The organism is Micromonospora mirobrigensis (assembly GCF_900091555.1).
GTDB lineage: Bacteria > Actinomycetota > Actinomycetes > Mycobacteriales > Micromonosporaceae > Micromonospora > Micromonospora mirobrigensis.
In genome coordinates this window covers 255,932-278,173 of sequence record NZ_FMCX01000008.1, presented here as the reverse complement: position 1 = coordinate 278,173, position 22,242 = coordinate 255,932, and the positions used below count along the sequence as shown (strand labels likewise).

At 73.5% G+C, this 22,242-nt stretch carries 18 protein-coding genes; 6 read left to right on the top strand and 12 right to left on the bottom strand.

Features of this window, described 5'->3' with window-relative positions; translation table 11 throughout:
- Together GA0070564_RS24630 and uvrC are read right to left on the bottom strand one after the other, a co-directional pair.
- A partial coding sequence (locus tag GA0070564_RS24630) for a C39 family peptidase (protein ID WP_091613572.1) occupies positions 1-483 on the bottom strand: 483 nt, incomplete at its 3' end.
- 636 nt (positions 484-1,119) lie between these two features.
- The gene (gene uvrC, locus GA0070564_RS24625) at positions 1,120-3,066 is read right to left on the bottom strand and encodes an excinuclease ABC subunit UvrC (protein WP_091613568.1); all 1,947 of its coding nucleotides are present in this window, start codon (positions 3,064-3,066) and stop codon (positions 1,120-1,122) included.
- 188 nt (positions 3,067-3,254) lie between these two features.
- On the opposite strand from uvrC, the gene GA0070564_RS24620 reads away from it, so the two are divergent.
- The gene (locus GA0070564_RS24620) at positions 3,255-4,544 is read left to right on the top strand and encodes an MFS transporter (RefSeq protein WP_176730824.1); all 1,290 of its coding nucleotides are present in this window, start codon (positions 3,255-3,257) and stop codon (positions 4,542-4,544) included.
- 6 nt (positions 4,545-4,550) lie between these two features.
- Here GA0070564_RS24620 and GA0070564_RS24615 read toward each other — a convergent pair whose 3' ends face one another.
- The 3 genes from GA0070564_RS24615 to rsgA all read right to left on the bottom strand — a co-directional run bounded on the left by GA0070564_RS24615 (position 4,551) and on the right by rsgA (position 9,469).
- Entirely contained in the window at positions 4,551-5,036 is a 486-nt protein-coding gene (locus GA0070564_RS24615) for a Rieske (2Fe-2S) protein (RefSeq protein WP_091613565.1), read from the bottom strand.
- Positions 5,037-5,256: 220 nt separating this feature from the next.
- Positions 5,257-8,202: an excinuclease ABC subunit UvrA gene (gene uvrA / locus GA0070564_RS24610; protein WP_091613562.1), complete on the bottom strand. Its 2,946-nt coding sequence runs from the start codon at positions 8,200-8,202 to the stop codon at positions 5,257-5,259.
- A 187-nt stretch (positions 8,203-8,389) separates the two neighbouring features.
- Positions 8,390-9,469, bottom strand: coding sequence for a ribosome small subunit-dependent GTPase A (gene rsgA, locus GA0070564_RS24605; protein ID WP_091613559.1), 1,080 nt, complete (start codon positions 9,467-9,469; stop codon positions 8,390-8,392).
- Positions 9,470-9,650: 181 nt separating this feature from the next.
- Here rsgA and GA0070564_RS24600 point away from each other — a divergent pair, with 181 nt between their 5' ends.
- Both GA0070564_RS24600 and GA0070564_RS24595 read left to right on the top strand, forming a co-directional pair.
- Positions 9,651-10,367 (top strand): maleylpyruvate isomerase family mycothiol-dependent enzyme, encoded by a 717-nt coding sequence (locus GA0070564_RS24600; RefSeq protein WP_091613556.1) that lies wholly within the window; start codon positions 9,651-9,653, stop codon positions 10,365-10,367.
- 7 nt (positions 10,368-10,374) lie between these two features.
- Positions 10,375-11,028: an MBL fold metallo-hydrolase gene (locus tag GA0070564_RS24595; protein ID WP_091613553.1), complete on the top strand. Its 654-nt coding sequence runs from the start codon at positions 10,375-10,377 to the stop codon at positions 11,026-11,028.
- Positions 11,029-11,085: 57 nt separating this feature from the next.
- Here the strand turns inward: GA0070564_RS24595 and GA0070564_RS24590 are convergent, their stop codons facing one another.
- Positions 11,086-11,706 (bottom strand): DedA family protein, encoded by a 621-nt coding sequence (locus tag GA0070564_RS24590; protein ID WP_091613550.1) that lies wholly within the window; start codon positions 11,704-11,706, stop codon positions 11,086-11,088.
- Between the two features lie 104 nt (positions 11,707-11,810).
- Entirely contained in the window at positions 11,811-12,485 is a 675-nt protein-coding gene (locus tag GA0070564_RS24585) for a class I SAM-dependent methyltransferase (protein WP_091613704.1), read from the bottom strand.
- Positions 12,486-12,674: 189 nt separating this feature from the next.
- Between GA0070564_RS24585 and GA0070564_RS24580 the strand changes: the two genes are divergently transcribed.
- A complete protein-coding gene (locus GA0070564_RS24580; RefSeq protein WP_088972255.1) occupies positions 12,675-12,878 on the top strand; it encodes a cold-shock protein in 204 nt (67 codons plus the stop codon).
- Between the two features lie 154 nt (positions 12,879-13,032).
- On the opposite strand, the gene GA0070564_RS24575 is transcribed toward GA0070564_RS24580, so the two are convergent.
- The 4 genes from GA0070564_RS24575 to GA0070564_RS24560 all read right to left on the bottom strand — a co-directional run bounded on the left by GA0070564_RS24575 (position 13,033) and on the right by GA0070564_RS24560 (position 16,700).
- On the bottom strand, positions 13,033-14,331 hold the full coding sequence (locus GA0070564_RS24575; protein WP_218104995.1) for an MFS transporter: 1,299 nt from the start codon (positions 14,329-14,331) through the stop codon (positions 13,033-13,035).
- Complete coding sequence (locus tag GA0070564_RS24570) at positions 14,328-14,927, bottom strand: ArsR/SmtB family transcription factor (RefSeq protein WP_091613547.1); 600 nt, start codon at positions 14,925-14,927, stop codon at positions 14,328-14,330. Before GA0070564_RS24570 ends, GA0070564_RS24575 begins: the two co-directional genes overlap by 4 nt.
- A 75-nt stretch (positions 14,928-15,002) precedes the next feature.
- The gene (locus tag GA0070564_RS24565) at positions 15,003-15,911 is read right to left on the bottom strand and encodes a hypothetical protein (protein WP_091613544.1); all 909 of its coding nucleotides are present in this window, start codon (positions 15,909-15,911) and stop codon (positions 15,003-15,005) included.
- A gap of 273 nt (positions 15,912-16,184) precedes the next feature.
- On the bottom strand, positions 16,185-16,700 hold the full coding sequence (locus GA0070564_RS24560) for a MarR family winged helix-turn-helix transcriptional regulator (protein ID WP_091613541.1): 516 nt from the start codon (positions 16,698-16,700) through the stop codon (positions 16,185-16,187).
- Between the two features lie 181 nt (positions 16,701-16,881).
- Here GA0070564_RS24560 and GA0070564_RS24555 point away from each other — a divergent pair, with 181 nt between their 5' ends.
- Entirely contained in the window at positions 16,882-19,020 is a 2,139-nt protein-coding gene (locus GA0070564_RS24555; RefSeq protein ID WP_091613538.1) for an MMPL family transporter, read from the top strand.
- Between the two features lie 69 nt (positions 19,021-19,089).
- Here the strand turns inward: GA0070564_RS24555 and GA0070564_RS24550 are convergent, their stop codons facing one another.
- Complete coding sequence (locus tag GA0070564_RS24550) at positions 19,090-19,941, bottom strand: lytic transglycosylase domain-containing protein (RefSeq protein WP_091613535.1); 852 nt, start codon at positions 19,939-19,941, stop codon at positions 19,090-19,092.
- Positions 19,942-20,350: 409 nt separating this feature from the next.
- Between GA0070564_RS24550 and typA the strand changes: the two genes are divergently transcribed.
- On the top strand, positions 20,351-22,219 hold the full coding sequence (typA, locus tag GA0070564_RS24545; RefSeq protein ID WP_091613532.1) for a translational GTPase TypA: 1,869 nt from the start codon (positions 20,351-20,353) through the stop codon (positions 22,217-22,219).
- Positions 22,220-22,242: the final 23 nt, after the last annotated feature.

The window sequence follows — 22,242 nt, the reverse complement described above, 5'->3', positions numbered from 1 at the left end:
GTCGACCGCGGTGCCGGCGATGTTCGCCACCACGGCCCGACCGCCGTCGACGGTCTCCACGACGTCCGCGCGCAGCTTGTCGGTCTGCTTGTCGTCGGCCTTACGATCCTTGATCTCCACCGACCGGTAGACGTCCTTACCGGTCTCCTTGTTCAGCACCGGGGTGATGTCGTTGATGCTGTTGGTGCCGTCCTCGGTGGTGCCCATCTCCCTGGCCATCGCGTCCACGTCGATGTCCTTGCCCTGCACCGACAGGGCGTTACGGGTCGCGGCCGGGCCACAGTAGTAGAAGTTGGGCTGCGCCTCGTAGCGGACGTTGAGCTCGCGCTCACCATGGCCGTGGCCACGGTTGGTGGTGACACTGGAGGCGGCCTTCTCCGCCGGGCTGGCCTGCGCGGCGATCGCCGGGCCGGCGATCCCGCCGGCGGTGGCGGCGATACCGGCAACGGTCAGGGCGCTCTTGCGAATCAGATCGGTACGCATGACTCGTACTCCTCTGCATCGGGGGAAGACACACGGCGACCGCCGCGTGGGGGGTGTGGAGGGGGGTCGGTCCGGCGCTCACGGGGGTGGCTGCTCGGGTGACCCGGGGATGTAACGACCGGTGGCCGGGGACGATTCCCGCCGGCACTGCCGGGTGCTTCGCGGTCCGGGGGGTGTAACCGTGTGGCTCGGGCCGGCATTCCGCCGGACCTTCGCCGGGGGCCGCTGTGGGGCTCCGCGGTCCGGGGGATGTAACGGTGCGGCTCTCGCCGGCATTCCACCGGGCCCTGCCGGGGGCCGCCGGGCGGGGAGTGCCCGCGGTATGGCAGGTACAACGCCCGGGCCCCGCAGCCGATTCCGCGCCGCGGGTACCGACGACCACGGGACACCGCTCGCAAACCAGACGCCCGGAACACCGCGGCCGGACATTTCGCCCAGGCGTGCCGGCGGCGACATGCGTGGGTGGAACGCCATGGATGTCAAACGGGCCCGGAGACAGCCCATGACGTTCCACCGAGGGGGCGGCGGCCTCCGCGCCAACCGCCGTCCCCCGGGACACCGGGACACCGACACGCCGCACACCGGCCCCAGGGCCGCACGGCGGGTAACGACCGGCCCGCGCCGGGAGGAGGTGGGTCAGGCGGGGGTGGACGGGGTCACGGTGGTCTCCTCGTCCAGCGCGGCGAGGATCGCCTCCGCCGTCCGCTTCCCCACGCCCGGCACCTCGGTGATCTCCTCGACGGTCGCCGCCGAGAGCCGCTTCAGCGAGCCGAAGTGCCGCAGCAGCGCCTTGCGGCGTACCTCGCCGAGGCCGGGGATGTTGTCCAGGGCCGATTCGGTCATCCGCTTGGAGCGCCGCTGCCGGTGGAAGGTGATGGCGAACCGGTGCGCCTCGTCCCGGACCCGCTGCAACAGGTAGAGGCCCTCGGACGTACGCGGCAGGATGACCGGGAAGTCGTCGTCGGGCAGCCAGACCTCCTCCAGCCGCTTGGCCAGCCCGCAGAGCGCCACGTCGTCGATGCCCAGCTCGGCGAGGGCCTGGGCGGCGGCCGCCACCTGCGGGGCGCCGCCGTCGACCACCACCAGCTGTGGCGGGTACGCGAACCTGCGGGGCCGCCCGGTGGTGGGGTCGATACCGGGGCGGTCCGGGTCGGCGGCGGTCTCCTCCCCCAGCTCGCCGGTCTCGGCGCGGGCGTCCAGGTAGCGGGCGAAACGGCGGCGCAGCACCTCCGACATGGCGGAGAGGTCGTCGGTGGCGCCCCGGACGATGAAGCGGCGGTACTCGCTCTTGCGGGGCAGGCCGTCCTCGAAGACCACCATGCTGGCCACCACGTCGGTGCCCTGGATCTGGGACACGTCGAAGCACTCGATGCGCAGTGGCGACGTGCGCATGGCGAGCGCTTCGCTGATCTCGTCCAACGCCTTGCTGCGAGTGGTCAGGTCACCGGCGCGCTTGAGCTTGTGCCGGTTCAGGGCGTCCTTCGCGTTGCGCTCGACGGTCTCCAGCAGGGCCTTCTTGTCGCCGCGCTGCGGCACCCGCAGCGAGACCCGGCTCCCCCGGCGACCGGAGAGCCAGTCGGCGAGCGCGTCGGCGTCGGCGGGCAACTCGGGGACGAGCAGCTCGCGGGGCACGTCCGCCTCGCCCTGCTCACCGCCGTACACCTGGGTGCAGAAGTGGTGCACCAGGTCCCCGGTGCTGAGCTCCTCGGTCTTCTCCACCACCCAGCCGCGCTGGCCGCGGACCCGGCCGTCGCGGACGTGGAAGACCTGCACGGCGGACTCGAGCGGGTCGTCGGCGAAGGCCACCACGTCGGCGTCGGTGCCGTCGCCGAGCACCACGGTCTGCTTCTCCATCGCCCGGCGCAGGGCCGCGACGTCGTCGCGGAGCCGGGCTGCGCGCTCGAACTCCAACTCCTCGCTGGCCTGGAGCATCTCGCGTTCGAGCCTGCGGACCATCGTGTCGGTGCGGCCGGCCATGAAGTCGCAGAAGCCGTCGACGATCTCCCGGTGCCGGTCGGCGGAGACGGTGCCCACGCAGGGCGCCGAGCACTTGCCGATGTAGCCCAGCAGGCAGGGGCGGCCGACCTGGCCGGCCCGCTTGAACACCCCGGAGGAGCAGGTCCGCGCCGGGAAGACCCGCAGCAGCAGGTCGAGGGTCTCGCGGATCGCCCAGGCGTGCGAGTACGGCCCGAAATACCGCACCCCCTTGCGCTTGGCGCCCCGCATCACCTGAAGGCGCGGGTATTCCTCGTCGAGGGTCACCGCGAGGTACGGGTACGACTTGTCGTCGCGGTAGCGGACGTTGAACCGGGGGTCGTACTGCTTGATCCAGGTGTATTCCTGCTGGAGCGCCTCCACCTCGGTGGCGACGGTGATCCAGTCCACCGACTCGGCGGTGAAGACCATCTGCCGGGTCCGCTGGTGCAGGTTGACCGGGTCGGCGAAGTAGGAGTTGAGCCGGCTGCGCAGGTTACGGGCCTTGCCGACGTAGATCACCCGACCGGTGCCGTCGCGGAACCGGTAGACCCCCGGGGACTCGGGGATCGTGCCGGGCGCGGGTCGATAGGTCGAGGGGTCAGCCACCCGACAAGCGTAGTCCGAGGGCCCGACAGTCCCGCGCGACGCGGGCCGGCCCGGAAACGACGCGGGCCGGCCGGGAAATCCGGTATGCCGACCCGGTGGCCAGCCAGTAGCCTTCCCGCCCGGGCCCGTCCGGGCCCACCCGCCGGCTGCCCCGCGCTGGTGGGGACCGGGTCGAACGAGGAGCGCGGATGCAGGCCGAGCCGGTCCGCCGCAGCCGGGGCGGAGCCGTCCTGGTCGCGGCGCTGACCGTCGACGCGATCGGCAACGGCCTGTTCATGCCCCTGTCGCTGGTCTACTTCCTGGCGCTGACCGACGTCCCACTCGGGCAGCTCGGCCTGCTGCTCAGCGCGGCCACCGCCCTCACCCTCGCGGTGCCGTTGTGGGCCGGGGCGCTGGCCGACCGGTTCGGCGCGCTGCCGGTGGTGGTGGCCGCCCAGCTGGTGCAGGCGGCCGGCTACCTCGCGTACTCCCGGGTCGCCGGCCCGGCCGGGGTCTTCGCCGCGGCGGCGCTGGTGGCCCTCGGGGTGCGGTTCTTCTGGTCCACGGTCTTCACGCTGGTCGCCGACTACGTCGACGGCCGCGGCGGCGGGTGGACGTCGGACACCTGGTACTCGGTGAGCAACGGAGCCCGGTCGGCCGGGCTGGCGATCGGCGGGCTGGCCACCGGCCTGCTCGTGGCGAACGGCCAACCGGCCGCCTACCGGGCGACCGCCTGGGTGGCGGCCGGTTGCTTCACCCTCGCGGCCGGCGCCATCGCGGCGGCGGTACGCGCACCCCGCACGGCCGCCACCCCGACCGCCACCGGGCGCGACGGCTACCCGGCCCTGCTGCGCGACCGGCCCTTCCTCGGCCTGGTCACGGTCAACACGGCGCACGCGTTGACCAGCATGATGCTCGGTCTGGCGCTGCCCACGGTGGTGCTGGCCGACCTGCGCGCCCCGGCCTGGCTCACCGCCGCGGTGCTGGCCGGCAACGCCTTTCTGATCGCCGCGCTCGCCGGGCCGGTCGGCACCCGGCTGCCCCGCTACCGGCGCAGCCGCACCATCGCCCTGGCGGCGACCCTCTGGACGGTCTGGGGGGTGGCGATGGCCACCCTGGGACCCGGCCCGCCGGCCCTGGTGGCGACGCTGCTGGTGGCGGCGACCCTGCTCTGCACCGTGGCGGAGCTGGCCCACGCGCCGGCCTCGGTGGCGCTCGCCGCGGCGGTCGCGCCGGCCGGTTCGCGGGGGCGTTACCTGGCGGTGTTCCAGTACTCCTGGACGGTCGCCTCGATGCTCGCCCCCGCCTTCTTCGCCACCCTGCACGAGGTCGACGGCGCCGCGCCGTGGCTGGTCCTGGCGCTGGTCAACGCCGGCACCGTCGGGGCCGTGCTGCTGCTGGAGCGGGTGCTGCCCCCACACGCCCTGCGCGACCCGCCCGGGACCGGCGGCCCGGCCGGCGGGGAGGCCGCCGACGAGGCGACCCGCGCGGCGGTCTGACCCGGTTCAGGCCAGGGTGATCTGCTCGCCGGTGACCTTGAGCTGCTTCGCCGGCAGCGGCTTGGTGGCCGGACCCTGCTGGACCGAACCGTCGCTGGTCGAGAAGCGGCTGCCGTGGCAGGTGCAGATGATCGAGCCGGCGTCGATCTTCGACACCGGGCAGCCCTGGTGGGTGCAGATCGGGTCGAAGCCCTTGAACTGGCCGGCCTGCGGCTGGGTGATGACGACGCCCTTGTCGGCGAGGATCACGCCCCCACCGACCGGGACGTCGGTGGTCCGGGCCAGCGGGCCGGCGCTGTCCCGGTCGCCGCCCTCGGCGTCCCCGGCGCCCGTCGCGCCCGGCCCGCCGCTGGTCGGCGTGGCGCCTGAACCGGAGCCCTCGTCGCTGCCGCAGGCGGAGAGGAGCACTCCGGCCCCGACCGCTCCGGCGCCGGCCAGCAGCGTACGGCGGGGCGGCGTACCCGGCCCGGTGCAAGCCTGCTCGTCACTCATCTGCGGCCCCTCTCGGTTGGTGGACCCCGGTCGGCGATCCCGGCGGCCCTGCCCTTCGAACACGCACCACCGGGTCGCCTGGTTCAACGTGCCGCCGCACGGCCTGGCAACGGCGACGGGCGGACCCGATCGCGGGCCCGCCCGTGCACGTTCGTGTCCCGCCGGTGCCGCCGACGGCCGGCCGGTGCGACCCGGTCGTGCCGGGCCGACGGCCGCCGGGTCAGCGCGCCCCGGCCGGCACCTTGCGGGTGGACCGGGCCCGGGTCGCGCCGTTGGCCTTCGCCGCCCGGCTGGTGGCCGCCGCGGCGCCCTTCGCCGTGCCGTCGAGCTTGAGCAGCGGGCGCAGGAACTGGCCGGTGTGGCTCTCCGGCACCTCGGCGACCTCCTCCGGAGTGCCGGTGGCGAGCACCGTGCCGCCCCGGTGACCGCCCTCGGGGCCCATGTCGATGATCCAGTCGGCGGTCTTGATCACGTCGAGGTTGTGCTCGATGGTGATCACCGTGTTGCCCTTGTCGACCAGGCCCTCGAGCACCATCAGCAGCTTGCGGATGTCCTCGAAGTGCAGGCCGGTGGTCGGCTCGTCGAGGACGTAGACCGTCCGGCCGGTGGAGCGCTTCTGGAGCTCGGAGGCGAGCTTGACGCGCTGCGCCTCACCCCCGGAGAGGGTCGGCGCGGGCTGGCCGAGCCGCACGTAACCCAGACCGACGTCGACCAGCGTCTTGAGGTGCCGGTGGATGGCCGGGATGGCGGAGAAGAACTCGGCCGCCTCCTCGATCGGCATCTCCAGCACGTCGGAGACCGTCTTGCCCTTGTAGTGCACCTCCAGGGTCTCCCGGTTGTAGCGGGCGCCCTTGCAGACCTCGCACGGGACGTAGACGTCCGGGAGGAAGTTCATCTCGATCTTGATCGTGCCGTCTCCGGAGCACGCCTCGCAGCGGCCGCCCTTGACGTTGAACGAGAACCGGCCGGGACCGTACCCCCGGACCTTGGCCTCGGTGGTCTCGGCGAAGAGCCGGCGGACGTGGTCCCAGACGCCGGTGTAGGTGGCCGGGTTGGACCGGGGCGTACGCCCGATCGGCGACTGGTCGACCCCGACGACCTTGTCCACGTGCTCCAGGCCGGTGACCCGGGTGTGCCGGCCGGGCACCAGTCGCGCGCCGTTGATCTGGTTGGCCAGCACGGCGTGCAGGATGTCGTTGACCAGCGTCGACTTGCCCGAGCCGCTGACCCCGGTGACCGCGATCAGCTGCCCCAGCGGGAAACCGACGGTCAGGTTGTACAGGTTGTGCTCGCGGGCGCCGTGGACCACCAGCTCACGGCCGGGAGTCTGCGGCCGACGCCGCTGCGGGGTGGGGATCACCTTCCGCCCGGAGAGGTACGCCCCGGTGACCGACTCGGGGTTGTCCAGCAGCGCCGGAACCGAGCCGCTGTGCACGATCCTGCCGCCGTGCTCGCCCGCGCCGGGGCCGATGTCGACGATCCAGTCGGCCATCCGGATGGTGTCCTCGTCATGCTCCACCACGATCAGCGTGTTGCCCAGGCCACGCAGCCGGATCAGCGTCTCGATCAGCCGGTGATTGTCGCGCTGGTGCAGCCCGATCGACGGCTCGTCGAGCACGTAGAGGACGCCGACCAGGCCGGAGCCGATCTGGGTGGCCAGCCGGATGCGCTGCGCCTCACCACCGGAGAGGGTGCCCGCCGCCCGGTCCAGGGAGAGGTAGTCCAGTCCGACGTCGAGCAGGAACTTCAACCGGGCGTTGATCTCCTTGAGCACCCGCTCGGCGATCATCTTCTGCCGGTCGGTCAGCTCGATACCGGCCAGCAGGTCGGCCGCCTCGCCCACCGACAGGTTGCAGACCTCGGCGATGCTCCGCCCGGCCAGCGTCACCGCGAGCACCTCGGGCTTGAGCCGGGCGCCACCGCAGGCCGCGCAGGGCACGTCCCGCATGTAGCCCTCGTACTTGTCGCGGGACCACTCGGACTCGGTGTCGGAGTGCCGGCGCTCGATCCACTGCACCACGCCCTCGAAGCCGGTGTAGTAGGAGCGCTCGCGACCGTACTTGTTGCGGTAGCGCACGTGCACCTGGTCGTCGGAGCCGTGCAGGATCGTCTTCTGCGCCCGCGACGGCAGCGCCCGCCACGGCGTGTCGACGTCGAAGTGCTGGCTCTCGCCGAGCGCCTCCAGCAGGCGCAGGAAGTATTCCAGGTTGTGCCCGGTGGACCAGGGCTGGATCGCGCCCTCGCGGAGACTGCGCTCCGGGTCCGGGATGATCAGCTCCGGGTCGACCTCCTTCTTGGTGCCCAGGCCGGTGCACTCCGGGCAGGCGCCGTACGGCGCGTTGAAGGAGAAGACCCGGGGCTCCAGGTCCTCGATCGCCAGGGGGTGGTCGTTGGGGCAGGCCAGGTGCTCGGAGTAGCGACGCTCCCGGTTCGGGTCGTCCTCGGCCAGGTCGACGAAGTCGAGCAGGACCAGCCCGCCGGAGAGACCGAGCGCGGCCTCGACCGAGTCGGTCAGCCGCTGCTTGGCGCTGGCCTTGACGGTGAGCCGGTCGATCACCACCTCGATGGTGTGCTTCTCCTGCTTCTTGAGCTTGGGCGGCTCGGTCAGCTGGTGCACCACGCCGTCGACCCGGGCCCGGGCGTAGCCCTTGCCCTGGAGCTCGGCGAAGAGGTCGACGTACTCCCCCTTGCGGCCGCGCACGACCGGCGCGAGCACCATGAACTTGGTGCCCTCGGCCATCGCGAGGACCCGGTCGACGATCTGCTGCGGGCTCTGCTTGGAGATCCGCTCGCCGCAGACCGGGCAGTGCGGTTCGCCGATGCGGGCGAAGAGCAGCCGGAGGTAGTCGTAGACCTCGGTGATGGTGCCCACCGTCGAGCGCGGGTTGCGCGAGGTGGACTTCTGGTCGATGGAGACCGCCGGGCTGAGGCCCTCGATGAAGTCGACGTCGGGCTTGTCCATCTGGCCGAGGAACTGCCGGGCGTACGACGAGAGCGACTCGACGTAGCGCCGCTGGCCCTCGGCGAAGATCGTGTCGAAGGCCAGGCTCGACTTGCCCGACCCGGAGAGCCCGGTGAAGACGATCAGGGCGTCCCGGGGCAGGTCGAGACTGACGTCACGCAGGTTGTGCTCGCGCGCGCCACGGATGATCAGTCGGTCGGCCACGGTGCGTGTGCTCCCGGAAGAAGAAAGTGAGGCGGTTCTGTCCGCTCGGAGCGGGGTCTGAGCGGTTTTGCGGGCGCGGAGAAGACGCCTGGGCAACTCTAGCCCCGAGGTACGACAACTTTCCGCGCCCGCACATTCCCCCAGCTCACCCCGGTCGGGCCGCCCCGGACCTCCCCCGGGCGGCCGGTCAGTATCCGCCCGCCGACGGCGGAGACGCCGGACGCGCGGTCCGTCGCCGGGCCGACCGCCAACCACCCCGCCGCTCGGCGGCCACCCGGGCCTCCCGGCGCCGGCTCTCGTGGGCCACCTCCCGCTGAAGGCGGCGCCAGCTCTCGTACCGCCGGGGTGGCAGCTCGCCGCACTCCAGGGCCGCCCGGACCGCGCAGGCCGGCTCGGCGTCGTGCGCGCAGTCGGCGTACCGGCAGCCGGTGGCGAGCGCGACGATGTCAGTGAACGCCCGGTCCAGGCCGGCCGCGCCGTCCAGCAGGCCGACCGCGCGTACCCCCGGGGTGTCCAGCACGGCGCCGCCGCCGGGGATCGGCACCAGCGCCCGCCAGGTGGTGGTGTGCCGGCCCTTGCCGTCCACCCGGCGGATCGCCTGGGTCGGCATCACCGTCGCCCCCGCCAGCGCGTTGACCAGGCTGGACTTGCCCGCGCCGGAGGGCCCGAGCAGCCCGAGGGTGCGCCCCGGCGCGACCAGCGGACGCAGCGGCGCCAGGCCCACCCCCCGCTCGGCGCTGACCGGCAGCACCGGCACCCCCGGGGCCACCGCGGCGAGCTGCCGGGCCAGCGCGTCCGCGTCGGCGGCCAGGTCGGCCTTGGTCAGCAGCACCAACGGGCGCGCCCCCGACTCGTGGACCAGGGAGAGCAGCCGTTCGATCCGGCCGACGTCCGGCTCGGGGTGCACCGGCTCGACGACCGCCGCCGCGTCCAGGTTCGCGGCCAGCACCTGGCCACTGGCGTCCTTGCCCGCAGTCCGCCGGACCAGCGCGGTCCGCCGGGGCAGCACCGCCTCGACGGTGACCGGGCCGTCCGGCCAGCTCGCCAGCAGCACCCAGTCACCGGCACAGGGCAGGGTGGCCGGGTCCCGGGCGGCGTCGCCGAGGACCGCGCCGCCCAGCGTGGCGCGGACCGGCCCGTCGGCGGTGAGCACCGTGCAGACGCCGCGGTCCACCCGGGCCACCCGGCCGGGACGCCGCCCGGACCGGCGGGGTACGTAGGCCGCCCGGTCGGCGTCCCAGCCGAGGGCGGTGAGGTCGATGGTCATGGCACATCCTCAGGAAAGTCGGAGCGGGTCGTGGCGGAACACGCGTACGACGGGCATGGTCACCATCACCTCGCCTCCCGACCCCCGGTGCCGCGTTCTGCGACGACGGTAGGACCACCGCCGACGCGCCGAAAGCGATTTCCACGGCGACGCGGTGAGAGGCGACCGCTAGGGTCGACCCGTGACCACCGACCCGCTGCTGCTGACCGGCGAGGTGGACGACGCCACCGCGCGGCTGCTGGCCACCGCCGAGACCCTCGACGCCACGGCGGTCGCCGCGCCCTCGCTGCTGCCCGGCTGGACCCGGGGGCACGTGCTGGCCCACCTGGCCCGCAACGCCGACGGCCTGCGCAACCTGCTCACCGCGGCACGCACCGGCGAGGACGTCCCGATGTACGCCGACCCCGCCGCCCGTACCGCCGACATCGAGGCCGGCGCGGCGCGCCCGCCGGCCGAGCACCTGGCCGACCTGCGCCGCTCGGCCGCCCGGTTCGTCGACGCGGTCGCCGCCATGCCGGTGCCGGCCTGGGCGGCGACGGTGCGGACCCACCGTGGCCCGATGGTGGCCGCCCGGCTGGTCTGGGCCCGGCTGCGGGAGGTCGAGGTGCACCACGTCGACCTGGCCGCGGGATACCGGCCGGCCGACTGGCCGCCGGCGTTCGGCCACCGGCTGCTGCACGAGGTCGCCGCCGACCTGGCCGGCCGCTCCGACGTGCCGGCGCTGGTGCTGCGCTTCGACGGCAGCCGGCACGAACTCACCGTCGGTGAGCCGGCCGGCGCCCCCGTGGTCGCCGGTCCGGCGCCGGAGCTGGCGGCCTGGCTGATCGGCCGCGCCGACGGCCGGGTGCTCACCGTGACCCCGCACGGCCCGCTACCGACCCCACCGGAATGGATCTAGGTAACCGATGACCTACAACGGAGACGTCACCCCCGGCGGAGCGCCGGCGGTACGCGAACTGGACCGGCTCACCGTCACCAAGGTGTCGGTCGGCCCGATGGACAACAACGCCTACCTGCTGCGCTGCCACGGCACCGGCGAGCAGCTGCTGATCGACGCGGCGAACGAGGCGCCCCGGCTGCTGGAGCTGGTCGCCGACGGCGGGCTGGCCACGGTGGTCACCACCCACCGGCACATGGACCACTGGGTGGCGCTGGAGGAGGTGGTCGCCAAGACCGGCGCCCGCGCGCTGGTGCACGCCGACGACGCCGACGGACTGCCGATCCCGGCGGAGCCGCTGCGCGACGGCAACACCGTGCGGGTGGGTGACTGCGAACTGGAGGTGATCCACCTGGTGGGGCACACGCCCGGGTCGATCGCGCTGCTCTACCGGGACCCGTCCGGCGTACCGCACCTGTTCACCGGCGACTCGCTCTTCCCCGGTGGGGTCGGCAACACCGAGCAGGACCCGCAGCGGTTCGGCTCGCTGATCGACGACGTCGAGCACAAGCTCTTCGACCGGCTGCCGGACGAGACCTGGTTCTATCCGGGCCACGGCAAGGACAGCACGCTCGGCGCGGAGCGCCCGGCCCTGCCGCAGTGGCGAGCCCGGGGCTGGTGACCCGCCCCGGCCGGTGTGGATCCGCGGATCCGCACCGGCCGTCCCCGTGAGCGGCGCTCAGGCCGCCTGGTCGGCCAGCACGGCCCGCAGCCGGCGGCGGGTGCCGGCCACCGCCAGGGCGGCGAGGAGCAGCCCGACCGCGATGGTGACCGGCAACGGCCCGCCGAATCCCGGCAGCACCCCCGCCAGCGACCGGGCCGCCGTGCCGAGCAGCACGTAGAGACCCGCCCAGGCGGTCGCGCCGGCCGCCGCGCAGGCCAGGAAGCGCCGGTACGGCATCCGCAGCCCGCCCGCGGCCAGCGGCAGCAGCGCGTTGAACACCGGCAGGAAGGGCGCCACCAGCACCATCCGCCCGCCGCCGGCACGCAGGACGCCCTCCGCCGCGGCCCACCGGGACTCGCCGATCCAGCCCCCGGCCCGGCTGTGCCGCAACCGGTCGCCGTAGCGGCGGCCGACCAGGAAGCTCAGCGACCAGCCGGCCAGGCAGCCACCGACCACGGCGGCGAAGCTGGCGCCCGTGGTGGCGGGCGCCCCGACCCCGATCGCCGCGAGGATCGCCACGTCGCCGGGGACGAGCACCCCGAGCAGGGGTACGGCGTCCAGGAGCATGACCACCGCGAGCGCCCCGGCCAGCAGGGTGGTGGGGAGCTCGGTCAGCTGGGACAACCATTGCGCCATGCCCCGTACGCTATTTCCGCCGAGCCGCCCGGGGCATCCGGCGCGGTCCCCCGGTCGTCCCGGAGAACCCGTCTCCGGGTGTTCCCTGAGCGGGCGCCGGCGGTTCAGGCCGGGCGGAGCACCCGGACCGGGCGGGGCGCCGGGTCGACGCTGGGCTCGGTGGTCGGCACCGGGTAGCTGACGACCGTCTCCCAGCCGGTGGCGGAGAGGTGGCCACGGCCCGGATCGCCGAGCAGCACCTGCGCGCCGCCGGCCGCGGCGCGGCGCAGGAACGGCAGCACCCGTGCGGCCATCTCGCCGTCGTAGAGCACGTCCCCGGCGAGCAGCAGGTCGACCTGGATGTCGGCGTCGAGCAGGTCGCCCGCCTGCGCGGTGACGTCGACCCGGTTGGCCCGGGCGTTGACGGTGACCGCGGCCACCGCGTACGGGTCGATGTCGTTGGCCACGACCTGCCGCGCCCCGGCGAGCGCGGCGGCGATCGCGACCAGGCCGGAGCCGGTGGCCAGGTCGAGCACCCGCCGGTCGCGGACCAGCCCGGGATGGTCGAGCAGGTAGCGGGCCAGGGCCTGCCCACCCGCCCAGGCCGAGGCCCAGTACGGCGCCGCCAGCGGACGGCCGGCCGCGGCCTCCATCCGGGCCCACCAGACGATGGCGTCCTCGGCCAGGTGCAGCCGCACCTCGGGGACGAAGGGCGTCTCGACCAGCCGGAGCCGGTCGAGCCCTTCACCGGGAGCGGTAATTTCCTGTTCCAACTCGGTCAGCGCTGCGGCTGTGGCCATCACCATCGCAGGCCAGCATGCCGCAACCGGCCCGCCGACGGGTCGATTTCCCGTTCCGCCGCGCGAATCTTCGGAGGCGCGCCGGCACTTCCGGCAGCGGATCGGCTGTCGGGCGGTTACTGTCAGGGGTGGTAAGGGCGATCATCGGCCAGTCGCCGATGGTCCGCCGCTGTGAACAGGGAGAGATGCATGGCAACCGGCACGGTCAAGTGGTTCAACTCGGAAAAGGGCTTCGGCTTCATCGAGCAGGACGGCGGAGGCCCGGACGTCTTCGTCCACTACTCGGCCATCGCCTCCAGCGGCTACCGAGAGCTGCACGAGGCGCAGAAGGTCGAGTTCGAGGTGACCCAGGGGCAGAAGGGCCCGCAGGCGGACAACGTCCGTCCGATCTAGTTCCGTGCCGGTGGCGGCGGCCCAGGGCCGCCGCCACAGCGCGGTCGTCACGTCCGTCCTCTCGCTCACGAGGCGGCCGGGCGTCGACGTCACCGCGGCGATCGTGGCGCCGTCCACGATCGCCGCGTCCTTTTTCGCCACCCGCGCCGGCCGGTCAGGCCGGCGCGGTCGGTAGGTCGCGCCGCCGACGCAGCGGACCGGCCAGCAGGATCAGTGGGCTGGCGGCCAGCCAGCCGGTGAGCAGCCAGATCGCCCGCCCGGGTCCGAGGGCCGCGCCGAGCGCGCCGGCCACCGTCGCGGCGAGCGGGATCGCGCCGTAGTTGAGCAGGTGCATGCTCACGGTGACCCGGCCCAGCAGGTGGTGCGGGGTGTACGCCTGCCGGAACGCGCCCTTGACGACGTTGCCGACCGCCACCCCGAGGCTGACCAGCAGCCCACCCAGCACGGGCCAGAGCAGGCCCGCGCCCGGCCGGGCCAGCGGGACGAGCAGCGACGGTGGCCCGGTCAGGGCGGCGGCGACCAGCATGGCCCGGGCGCTGCCCAGTCGGCGTCCGACGGTGGTGGCGACCAGCGCGCCGAGCACCCCGCCCAGGCTCATCGCGCCGACCACGGCACCGACCAGCCCGGGCCGCAGCCCCACCTCACGGACCAGGAAGACCACCAGGAGCGCCTGGTAGCCGACCAGGCCGATGTTGCTGGCGGCGCCGAACACCGTCAGCACCCGCAGGTAGGGGTCGCGTGCCACGAAGGTGAGGCCGTCGGCGATCCGTCGACGCAGCGACGGCGCTCCGGCCGCCCTCGCCGGTGGCGGCTCGACCGCCCGGACGCGCAGCAGGCAGGCGGCCGAGACCAGGAAGCTCAGCACGTCCAGCAGCAGGGCGACGACCGCCCCGGCGAGCTGCGCGACCACGCCGGCCACCCCGGGTCCGAGGACGTAGCTGGTGGTCTGGGTGGCCTGGAGCTTGGCGTTGCCCTCCGGCAGCTGCTCGGGGCGCAGCAGGGTGGGCAGGTAGACCTGGTCGGCGGTCTCGAAGAAGACCCGGGCCGCCCCGGCGCCGAGCGCCACGGCGAGCAGCTGCCCGACGGTGAGCACACCGAGCGCGGCGGTCACCGGGACGCTGGCGAACAGCAGCGCCGACACCAGGTCGCAGCCGATCATCAGCGGACGGCGGGGCAGCCGGTCCACCCAGGCGCCCACCGGCAGCCCGATGAGCAGCCAGGGCAGCCACGCCGCGGCGGTGAGGACGGCCACCTGGAGGGTGCCGGCGTCGAGCACGGTGACCGCGACCAGGGGCAGCGCCACCGTCGTCACGTTGCTGCCCAGGGCGCTGGCGGTCTGCCCCGCCCAGAGCAGCCGGAAGTCGCGGTGGTGCAGCAGCCCGCCCCGGGGGCGGTCGTCGCGCCGGCCGGTGGTGGGTGCGCGGGGGCCGGCCGGGGCCGGGGCGGCGCTCACGGCCGGGCCGGTACGCCGTACGCGAAGACGAAGACCGGCTGCCGCTCGCGGCCGTCGTCCGGGGTGCCGCGGTCGCCCCAGCGGGCCAGCACGTCGTTCAGTTCCCGGCTCAGCTCGGCCAGCTCGTCGGGGGTCAGGCGCAGCCAGCGGTCGGTGGAGAAGGGGCCGTCGCCCCAGTGCTCGTGGGCCTCGTCACCGGCCGCGTGCCAGGCCCGGGCCAGCGTGACGTGCCGGTCGAGGTTGAGCGAGGTGGCGGCGTCGGCGACCGCCCGGCCGGCGGGATCGGCGTCGAAGTCGGCGCTGGACCAGCGGACGCCCCGGTTGACCAGTCGCCACCAGCGTTCCCGCCGGTCCCGGGCCAGCTCGGGGGCCTCGGTGACGAGGTCGGCGGCGGCGAGGACCTTCATGTGGTGGCTGACGTTGGCGGGCGCCTGGCCGGTCTGCTCGGCGAGGACGCCGACGGTGGCGGCGTCGTGCACCTTGAGCACGTCCATCAGGCGGCGGCGCAGCGGGTGGGCCAGCGCGGCGAGCACCGGTGAGTCGGTGATCCGGCGTACGGCGGGGTCGGTGCGGGGTGTCGCGGAGGTCTCGGCCACCGCCCCACCCTGTCATTGGCAAGAGGCGTTGCGCAAGGCCAGTTGCGCAACTCCTCCACCGCTGCCCGACCGTGGTCAGGCGGCGAGCCGGCTGTGCAGCTCGTCGGCCACCTTGTCGGCGATGTCGGGCGGGATGGCGGCGGCGATCGCCTGCGGGGTGAGGGTGGCCAGGATGCCGGCCACGATCGCCTGCTCGTCGGTGAAGTCCTTCTTGGACAACGCGGTGACCTGGGCGACCAGCGCCGGCCAACCCTGCGCGGCGGTCAGCATCAGCCCCAGCGGCGAGGCCGCCGGCGGCCTGCTGATCAGGCCGGCGGTGCCGACCGGGGAGATCAGCCAGTTGCGCAGGTTCTGCAGGTCGGCGAAGACGTCACCGACGGTACGGTTCGGGTATCCGGTGTCGTTGATGAGCTTGTCGGTCTGCTCCATGGTGGGCTCCGGTGTCACGGGGGCGATCAGCCCGATGCTGGTGAGGTAGCGGCGGAACAGCGGGGTCTGGTCCCGGTTCGCCTTGGTCGAGTCGCGGAAGAAGCTGAAGTGGGTGTGGTAGAGGTGACTGCTGTCACCGCTCGTACGCTTGCCCAGCCGGTCCCACCGCCTGACGGTCTTCCCGTCCGGCGAGTAGACGATCTCCCGCAGATCGCGGGTGTCCGGCGCGCCGGCGACGCACTGGGCGACGCACCAGTTGGAGAAGGAGCGAAGGTCGTGGGTACGACCGTTCGCCTTCACCTCGAACGGGCCGACGTCCAACGCGGACGCGTACAGGGTCAGGCCGTCACGGTCCCGGGGGGACTCGACGACGGAGTAGTCGTCGGGCAGCACCCGGTCGGAGCCGCAGTGGTAGCCGCCCCGGTGGCTGGCGTCACCGACGATGCCCACCTCCGCGGGCTCGAGATCCTCGGGACGGACGGTGTCCTTGTCGACGTTGAGGTAGGTGAGCAGGAGGCGACGCACTGCGAGCAGGTTCGCCGGTGCCGTCGTCATGACAACCCCCTTTCGAGCGGGTGGGGGCCGGGGAGCGATGATCACCGTCCGTGATGGACGGCACCGGAGACACCGCCCGGCCAATTGATGCACGTCGTCGGGCAGCTGGGGCAACCGTAACCGATTAAACTGGGAATTCTCGCAGGTCAAAGTACCTGTCTTGGTCGGCGGAAGGACCCTACGGCACCCGTCGGAACGGTTCGTCCGGGCGAGCGAGCGCGCGCCCCCGAAACGGGGCGCTTCACCTCGCGGAGCGTGACGTGGATGGGCCGCTCAGGCCGGCGGGCGGCGCGTGGGCTCGCCGCGCGCGGCGCGGACCTCGTCGCGGTGCTGGCGCATCGAGGTGACCATCGCGGCCATGAACCGGTGCACGATCTCCAGCTCGCCGTCGTCGAAGCCGGCCATCACCTCGTCGGTACGCCGGCCCAGCGGCCCGAAGAACTCCATCGCCAGCTCCGCGCCCGCGTCGGCGTAGCGCAGGAACACCTTCCGACGGTCGGCGGTGTCGCGGTCCCGCCGGATGTGCCCGGCGCGCTCCAGCCGGTCGACCAGGGCGGTGACCGCTCCCGAGGAGAGGTTGAGCAGCTCCCCCAGCCGGCCCGGGGTGATCGGGTCGCCGACCAGCTCGGCGTCCATCACCGCGATCAGCGCGTGCAGGTCACTGGCGCCCAGCCCGTGCAGGCCGGCGAAGGCGTGCCCGATGTGCTGCGCGTCGACGGAGTATCGCCGCAGGTCGTTGGTGATGTCGGCGATCAGGCGACCGCGTCGGGTCTCCCGCCGCCGATACATGCCGTGCGCTGCCACGTCGCCCGCCGCTTCCTCCCGCCGCCCTGCGGTTGCAGCATAGAGCAACCACAGATAATCTCGTCCATCAAGATACTCTGCGGTCGAGCGTTATGCGGACCGCCGACGTCCCTGTTTCCGCGCCGCTCCCGCTCCAAACCCACGCCGAGAGACCGTGAGGCACCCGATGTCCGTCTTCACCCGCGTCGCCCGTGGCCGGCTCGCCGCCTGGCTCACCGTGGCGGCGGTGATCGTGCTCGGCGGGGCCGTCTTCGGACTGCCCAGGCCCGACAACCCCGCACCCGTCTCCACCACCGGACTGTCGGCGCAGTGGCAGTCCACCCAGGTGGAGCGCCTCCAGGAGCAGCTGCCCTCCCGCGACGTACAGCCGGCGATCGTGGTGCTCAGCCGCGCCGACGGCGGCCGGCTCACCGACGCCGACCGCGCCGCCCTCACCGGCGGCCAGGTCGACCTCGGCCGGTTCGCCGTGGGTGGCCGGACCCTCCCGGCGCAGACCTCGCCGGACGGCACGGTGGCCCTGGTCGCCGTCCCGCTCTCCACCGCCGGCGGCCAGGAAAAGGTCGCCGAGACCGTCGCCCAGCTGCGCGACGCCCTCGGCGCGCTGCCCGACCCGCTCACCGTCCAGGTGACCGGCGGCCCCGCCTTCACCGCCGACCTCACCAAGGTCTTCGAGGGCGCCGACGTGACCCTGCTCGCCGTCACCGCCGCGGTGGTGGCCCTGCTGCTGCTGATCACCTACCGCAGCCCGTTCCTGTGGATCGTGCCGCTGGTCGTGGTCGCCGCCACCGAGCAGCTCACCCTGCGGGCGGTCGACACGATCGTCCCGGCGGTCGGCATCAACCTCCAGGAGGGCGCGGTCACCGGCATCGCCAGCGTGCTGGTCTTCGGCGCCGCCACCGACTACGCCCTGCTGCTCATCGCCCGCTACCGGGAGGAGCTGCGCCGCGAGGAGGACCGGTTCGCCGCCATGCGGCACGCCCTGCGCCGCACCGCCGAACCCATCCTGGCCAGCGGCGGCACCGTCGTGCTCGGCGTACTCACCCTGCTGCTGTCGGAGCAGGAGACCAACCGCGCCCTCGCCGTGGCCTGCGCCACCGGCGTCGTGTTCGCGATGCTCTCCGCCCTGTTCGTGCTCCCGGCGGCGCTGGTGCTGTTCGGGCGGGGCCTGTTCTGGCCGTTCGTGCCCCGGGTCGGCAGCCCGGCCCGGGAGGGCAAGCTCTGGGGCCGGCTCGGCGCCGCCGTCGAACGCCGTCCGGCGCCGGTCGCGGTGCTGGCCACCCTGCTCCTGGCCGGCCTGGCCCTCGGCGGCCTGGGCATTCGTACCGGCCTGTCGGAGACCGAGCAGTTCCGGGTGAAGCCGGAGGCGGTCGCAGGGGCGGAGACCCTGGCCCGGGCCTTCCCGGCCGGCACCACCCAACCGGTGGCCGTGCTCACCAACCCGGCCGCGGCCGAGGCCGTCACCCGGGCCGCCGCCGCCGTGGACGGGGTCGCCTCGGCCCGCCCCGGCACCGCCGGTGACGCCGTGGCCCAGGTGGACGTGGTGCTGGAGGCGGAGCCCGGCACCGCCGCCTCCGACCGGGCGATCGAGGCGCTGCGCGACGCGGTCGCCGCGGTCCCCGACTCGGCTCCCCCGGCCGTCGAGGGCGTGGACGCCGCCCGCGGCGCGCTGGTCGGCGGCTCGGTGGCGGCGACCCTGGACACCGAGGAGGCCAACAACCGGGACCTGCGGCTGATCCTGCCGATCATCCTGGCCCTGGTCGGCGCCGTGCTGGTGCTGCTGCTGCGCGGGCTGGTGGCGCCGCTGCTGCTGGTGGCGACCGTGATCGCGTCGTTCTTCGCCAGCCTGGGCGCGGCGTGGCTGCTCTTCGACCACGTGCTCGGCTTCCCCGCGCTGGACAGCGGGGTGCTGCTGCTGGCCTTCGTGTTCCTGGTCGCGCTCGGGGTGGACTACAACATCTTCCTGGTCACCCGGGCCCGGGAGGACGCCCGCACGGCCGGCACCCGGGACGGGATGCTCTCCGCGCTGCGGGTCACCGGTGGGGTGATCACCAGCGCCGGCATCCTGCTCGCCGCGGTCTTCGCGGTGCTCGGCGTGCTGCCGCTGATCACCCTCACCCAGATCGGGATCATCGTCTGCATCGGCGTGCTGCTGGACACCCTGCTGGTGCGTACCGTGCTGGTCCCGGCGCTGGCCTTCGTGCTGGGTGACCGGTTCTGGTGGCCGGGTCGGCCGCCCCGCGCCGAGGCGCCGGCCGCCGACACCGGGCCGGCCGACACCGCCGAGCCGGCGGTCCTGTCGCACTGATCCACCGATCCACCCCGACGGCGGCGGGGCCGGGGCGAACCTGCCCCGGCCCCGCCGCCGTCGTACGCCTCAGAAGTCGAGGCAGACGCAGGTCCTCATCAACTCCCGCACGTTCTCCACGTACTGGGCGTTGGGGATCACCAGGGGACCCTGGTCGTCCTGCGGGAGCACCGCGGCGATGCCGAAGTTGTACGCCGCGATCACCGCGTTCAACAGGCAGGACTCGATCCCACCGGTGCACAGCTTCGGGTCGAGCCGGTAGTTGCCGCGAAAGTGGGTGTCGCCGATCTTCTTGGTCAGCCAGGCGAGGTACGTCCCGCCGAGGTAGGCGTTGTCGCGGTAGTCGTGCACGTCGTAGTCCTGGCCGAAGCGCTGGTTCATCCACGCCACCGTCTCCGGCTGGAGCTGCATCAGCCCGATGCCGCCGTCGCAGGCCACCACGTCGGACTGCCAGCCGCTCTCCTGCCAGGCGGTGGCCTTGACCAGGCTCAGCGGGATCTTGAGCTCCGGGGCGCTGGTCGGCCAGTAGGTGCGCCGGGCGGCGTCGGTCAGGGCGGCCTTCGCCTTCGCCTGGCTCACCCGGACGCCCCGGCGGGTCAGCGGACAGCTCGGCGGTTCCGGCGCCCGGGCCACGCTCGGCGCGTCGGTCTCCGGCGGCGGGGTAGCGGTCCGGGTCGCCGTGCGGCTCGGCCTCGGCTTCGGCCGGGGCGCGGTGGACCGCCGGGGGGACGGCGAGGCCGTGGGCGCAGGCGGCGGGGTCGACTCCGCCACCGGCTCGACCCACTCCTGCCCGGTGGGCGCGGCGTCGGCGGTCACCGGGGCCGCGGCCCCCACCGGCCGCTCCGGCTGCCCGCAGCCCACCGTCGTGACGGTCAACGCGACAAGCGTCACCACCGCGGCCCAACCTGCGCGTCGAAACATGCCGACTCCTCCCCCGTCGTCCCGACGGACCGTAGCAGTGCAATGGCCGTGCGGGGGGCCCCGCGCACGCCGGGAGGGTCCGGCCCCGGCGATCGGGGCCACCCGTGAGCTGCCGGAACGTGTGTCACCGGTCACCACACCGGTGGTGGGGCCGCAGCGCCGACCCGGGCCGCGGAGCCGCCGCGTACGCTAGGAAGCCGACCAGCAGCAGGCGCGCCCGCCCGGCGTACGCGAGCCGAGATCAACGCAGGTCCCACCGCGACCGACAGTCGCCGCCGGTGGGGCGGCGGGGATGGCAGGGGCCTGGGCGTGAAATCGGTCGGAACAGCAGCTTCGACTCAGATCCGGACGCGTCCGGGGGACGACCCCGGCCCGCGCACCGGCAACCGCAGACAGGAGTATGGAGGGTATGCAGCTACGCACCGACCTCCGCAACGTCGCCATCATCGCCCACGTCGACCACGGCAAGACGACCCTGGTCGACGCCATGTTGCGGCAGGCCGGCGCCTACGGCGCCCGTGGTGAGACCACCGAGCGGGTCATGGACTCGATGGACCTCGAGCGGGAAAAGGGCATCACCATCCTGGCCAAGAACACCGGCGTGCGGTACCTGCCGGCGGACGGGTCCGACCCGGTCACCATCAACATCATCGACACCCCCGGGCACGCCGACTTCGGCGGTGAGGTCGAGCGCGGCCTGACCATGGTCGACGGCGTCGTGCTGCTCGTCGACGCCAGCGAGGGCCCGCTGCCGCAGACCCGCTTCGTGCTGCGCAAGGCCCTCAAGGCGCGGATGCCGATCATCCTGGTGATCAACAAGGTGGACCGCCCGGACGCCCGGATCAAGGAGGTCGTGGACGACACCTACGAGCTCTTCCTCGACCTGGACGCCGACGAGGAGCAGATCGACTTCCCGATCGTCTACGCCTGCGCCCGCGACGGCATCGCCTCGCTGACCCAGCCGGCCGACGGCTCGGTGCCCAGCGACAGCACCTCCCTGGAGCCGCTGTTCCGCACCCTGCTGGACACCATCCCGGCCCCCGCCTACGAGGACGGCGCGTCGCTGCAGGCGCACGTCACCAACCTCGACGCCTCGCCGTTCCTGGGCCGGCTGGCGCTGTGCCGGGTCCGGCAGGGCACCATCCGCAAGGGCGAGACGGTGGCCTGGTGCCGCACCGACGGCAGCACCCAGCGGGTCCGCATCTCGGAGCTGCTGATGACCGAGGGCCTGGAGCGCAAGCCGGCCGACTCCGCCGGCCCCGGCGACATCATCGCCGTCGCCGGCATCCCCGAGATCATGATCGGTGAGACGCTGGCCGACGCGGAGAACCCGGTCCCGCTGCCGCTGATCACCGTCGACGAGCCGGCCATCTCGATGACCATCGGCACCAACACCTCGCCGCTGGTCGGCCGGGTCAAGGGCGCCAAGGTCACCGCGCGGATGGTCAAGGACCGGCTCGACAAGGAGCTGATCGGCAACGTCTCGCTGCGGGTCCTGCCCACCGAGCGGCCGGACGCCTGGGAGGTGCAGGGCCGTGGCGAGCTGGCCCTGGCCATCCTGGTCGAGCAGATGCGGCGCGAGTCGTACGAGCTGACCGTCGGCAAGCCGCAGGTCGTCACCAAGGTGATCGACGGCAAGACCTGCGAGCCGGTCGAGCGGCTGACCATCGACGCCCCGGAGGAATACCTGGGCGCGATCACCCAGCTGCTCGCCACCCGCAAGGGCCGGATGGAGCAGCTGGTCAACCACGGCACCGGCTGGATCCGGATGGAGTGGCTGGTCCCGGCGCGCGGCCTGATCGGCTTCCGCACCGAGTTCCTCACCGACACCCGGGGCACCGGCATCCTGCACCACGTCTTCGAGTCGTACGAGCCGTGGTTCGGCGAGCTGCGCACCCGCAACAACGGCTCCCTGGTGGCCGACCGGTCCGGGGTGGTCACCCCGTTCGCCATGATCAACCTTCAGGAGCGCGGCCAGCTCTTCGTCGAGCCGACCACCGAGGTGTACGAGGGCATGATCGTCGGGGAGAACTCCCGCTCCGACGACATGGACGTCAACATCACCAAGGAGAAGAAGCTCACCAACATGCGGGCGTCGACCTCCGACGAGACCGAGAAGCTGATCCCGCCGCGCAAGTTGTCGCTGGAGCAGGCCCTCGAGTTCTGCCGCGAGGACGAGTGCGTCGAGGTCACCCCGGCCGCGGTGCGCATCCGCAAGGTGGTGCTGGACCAGCAGCTGCGGGGCCGGGCCGCCGCCCGCCGCAAGCACGCCGGCTGACCCACCGCGTACCACCGGAGCCC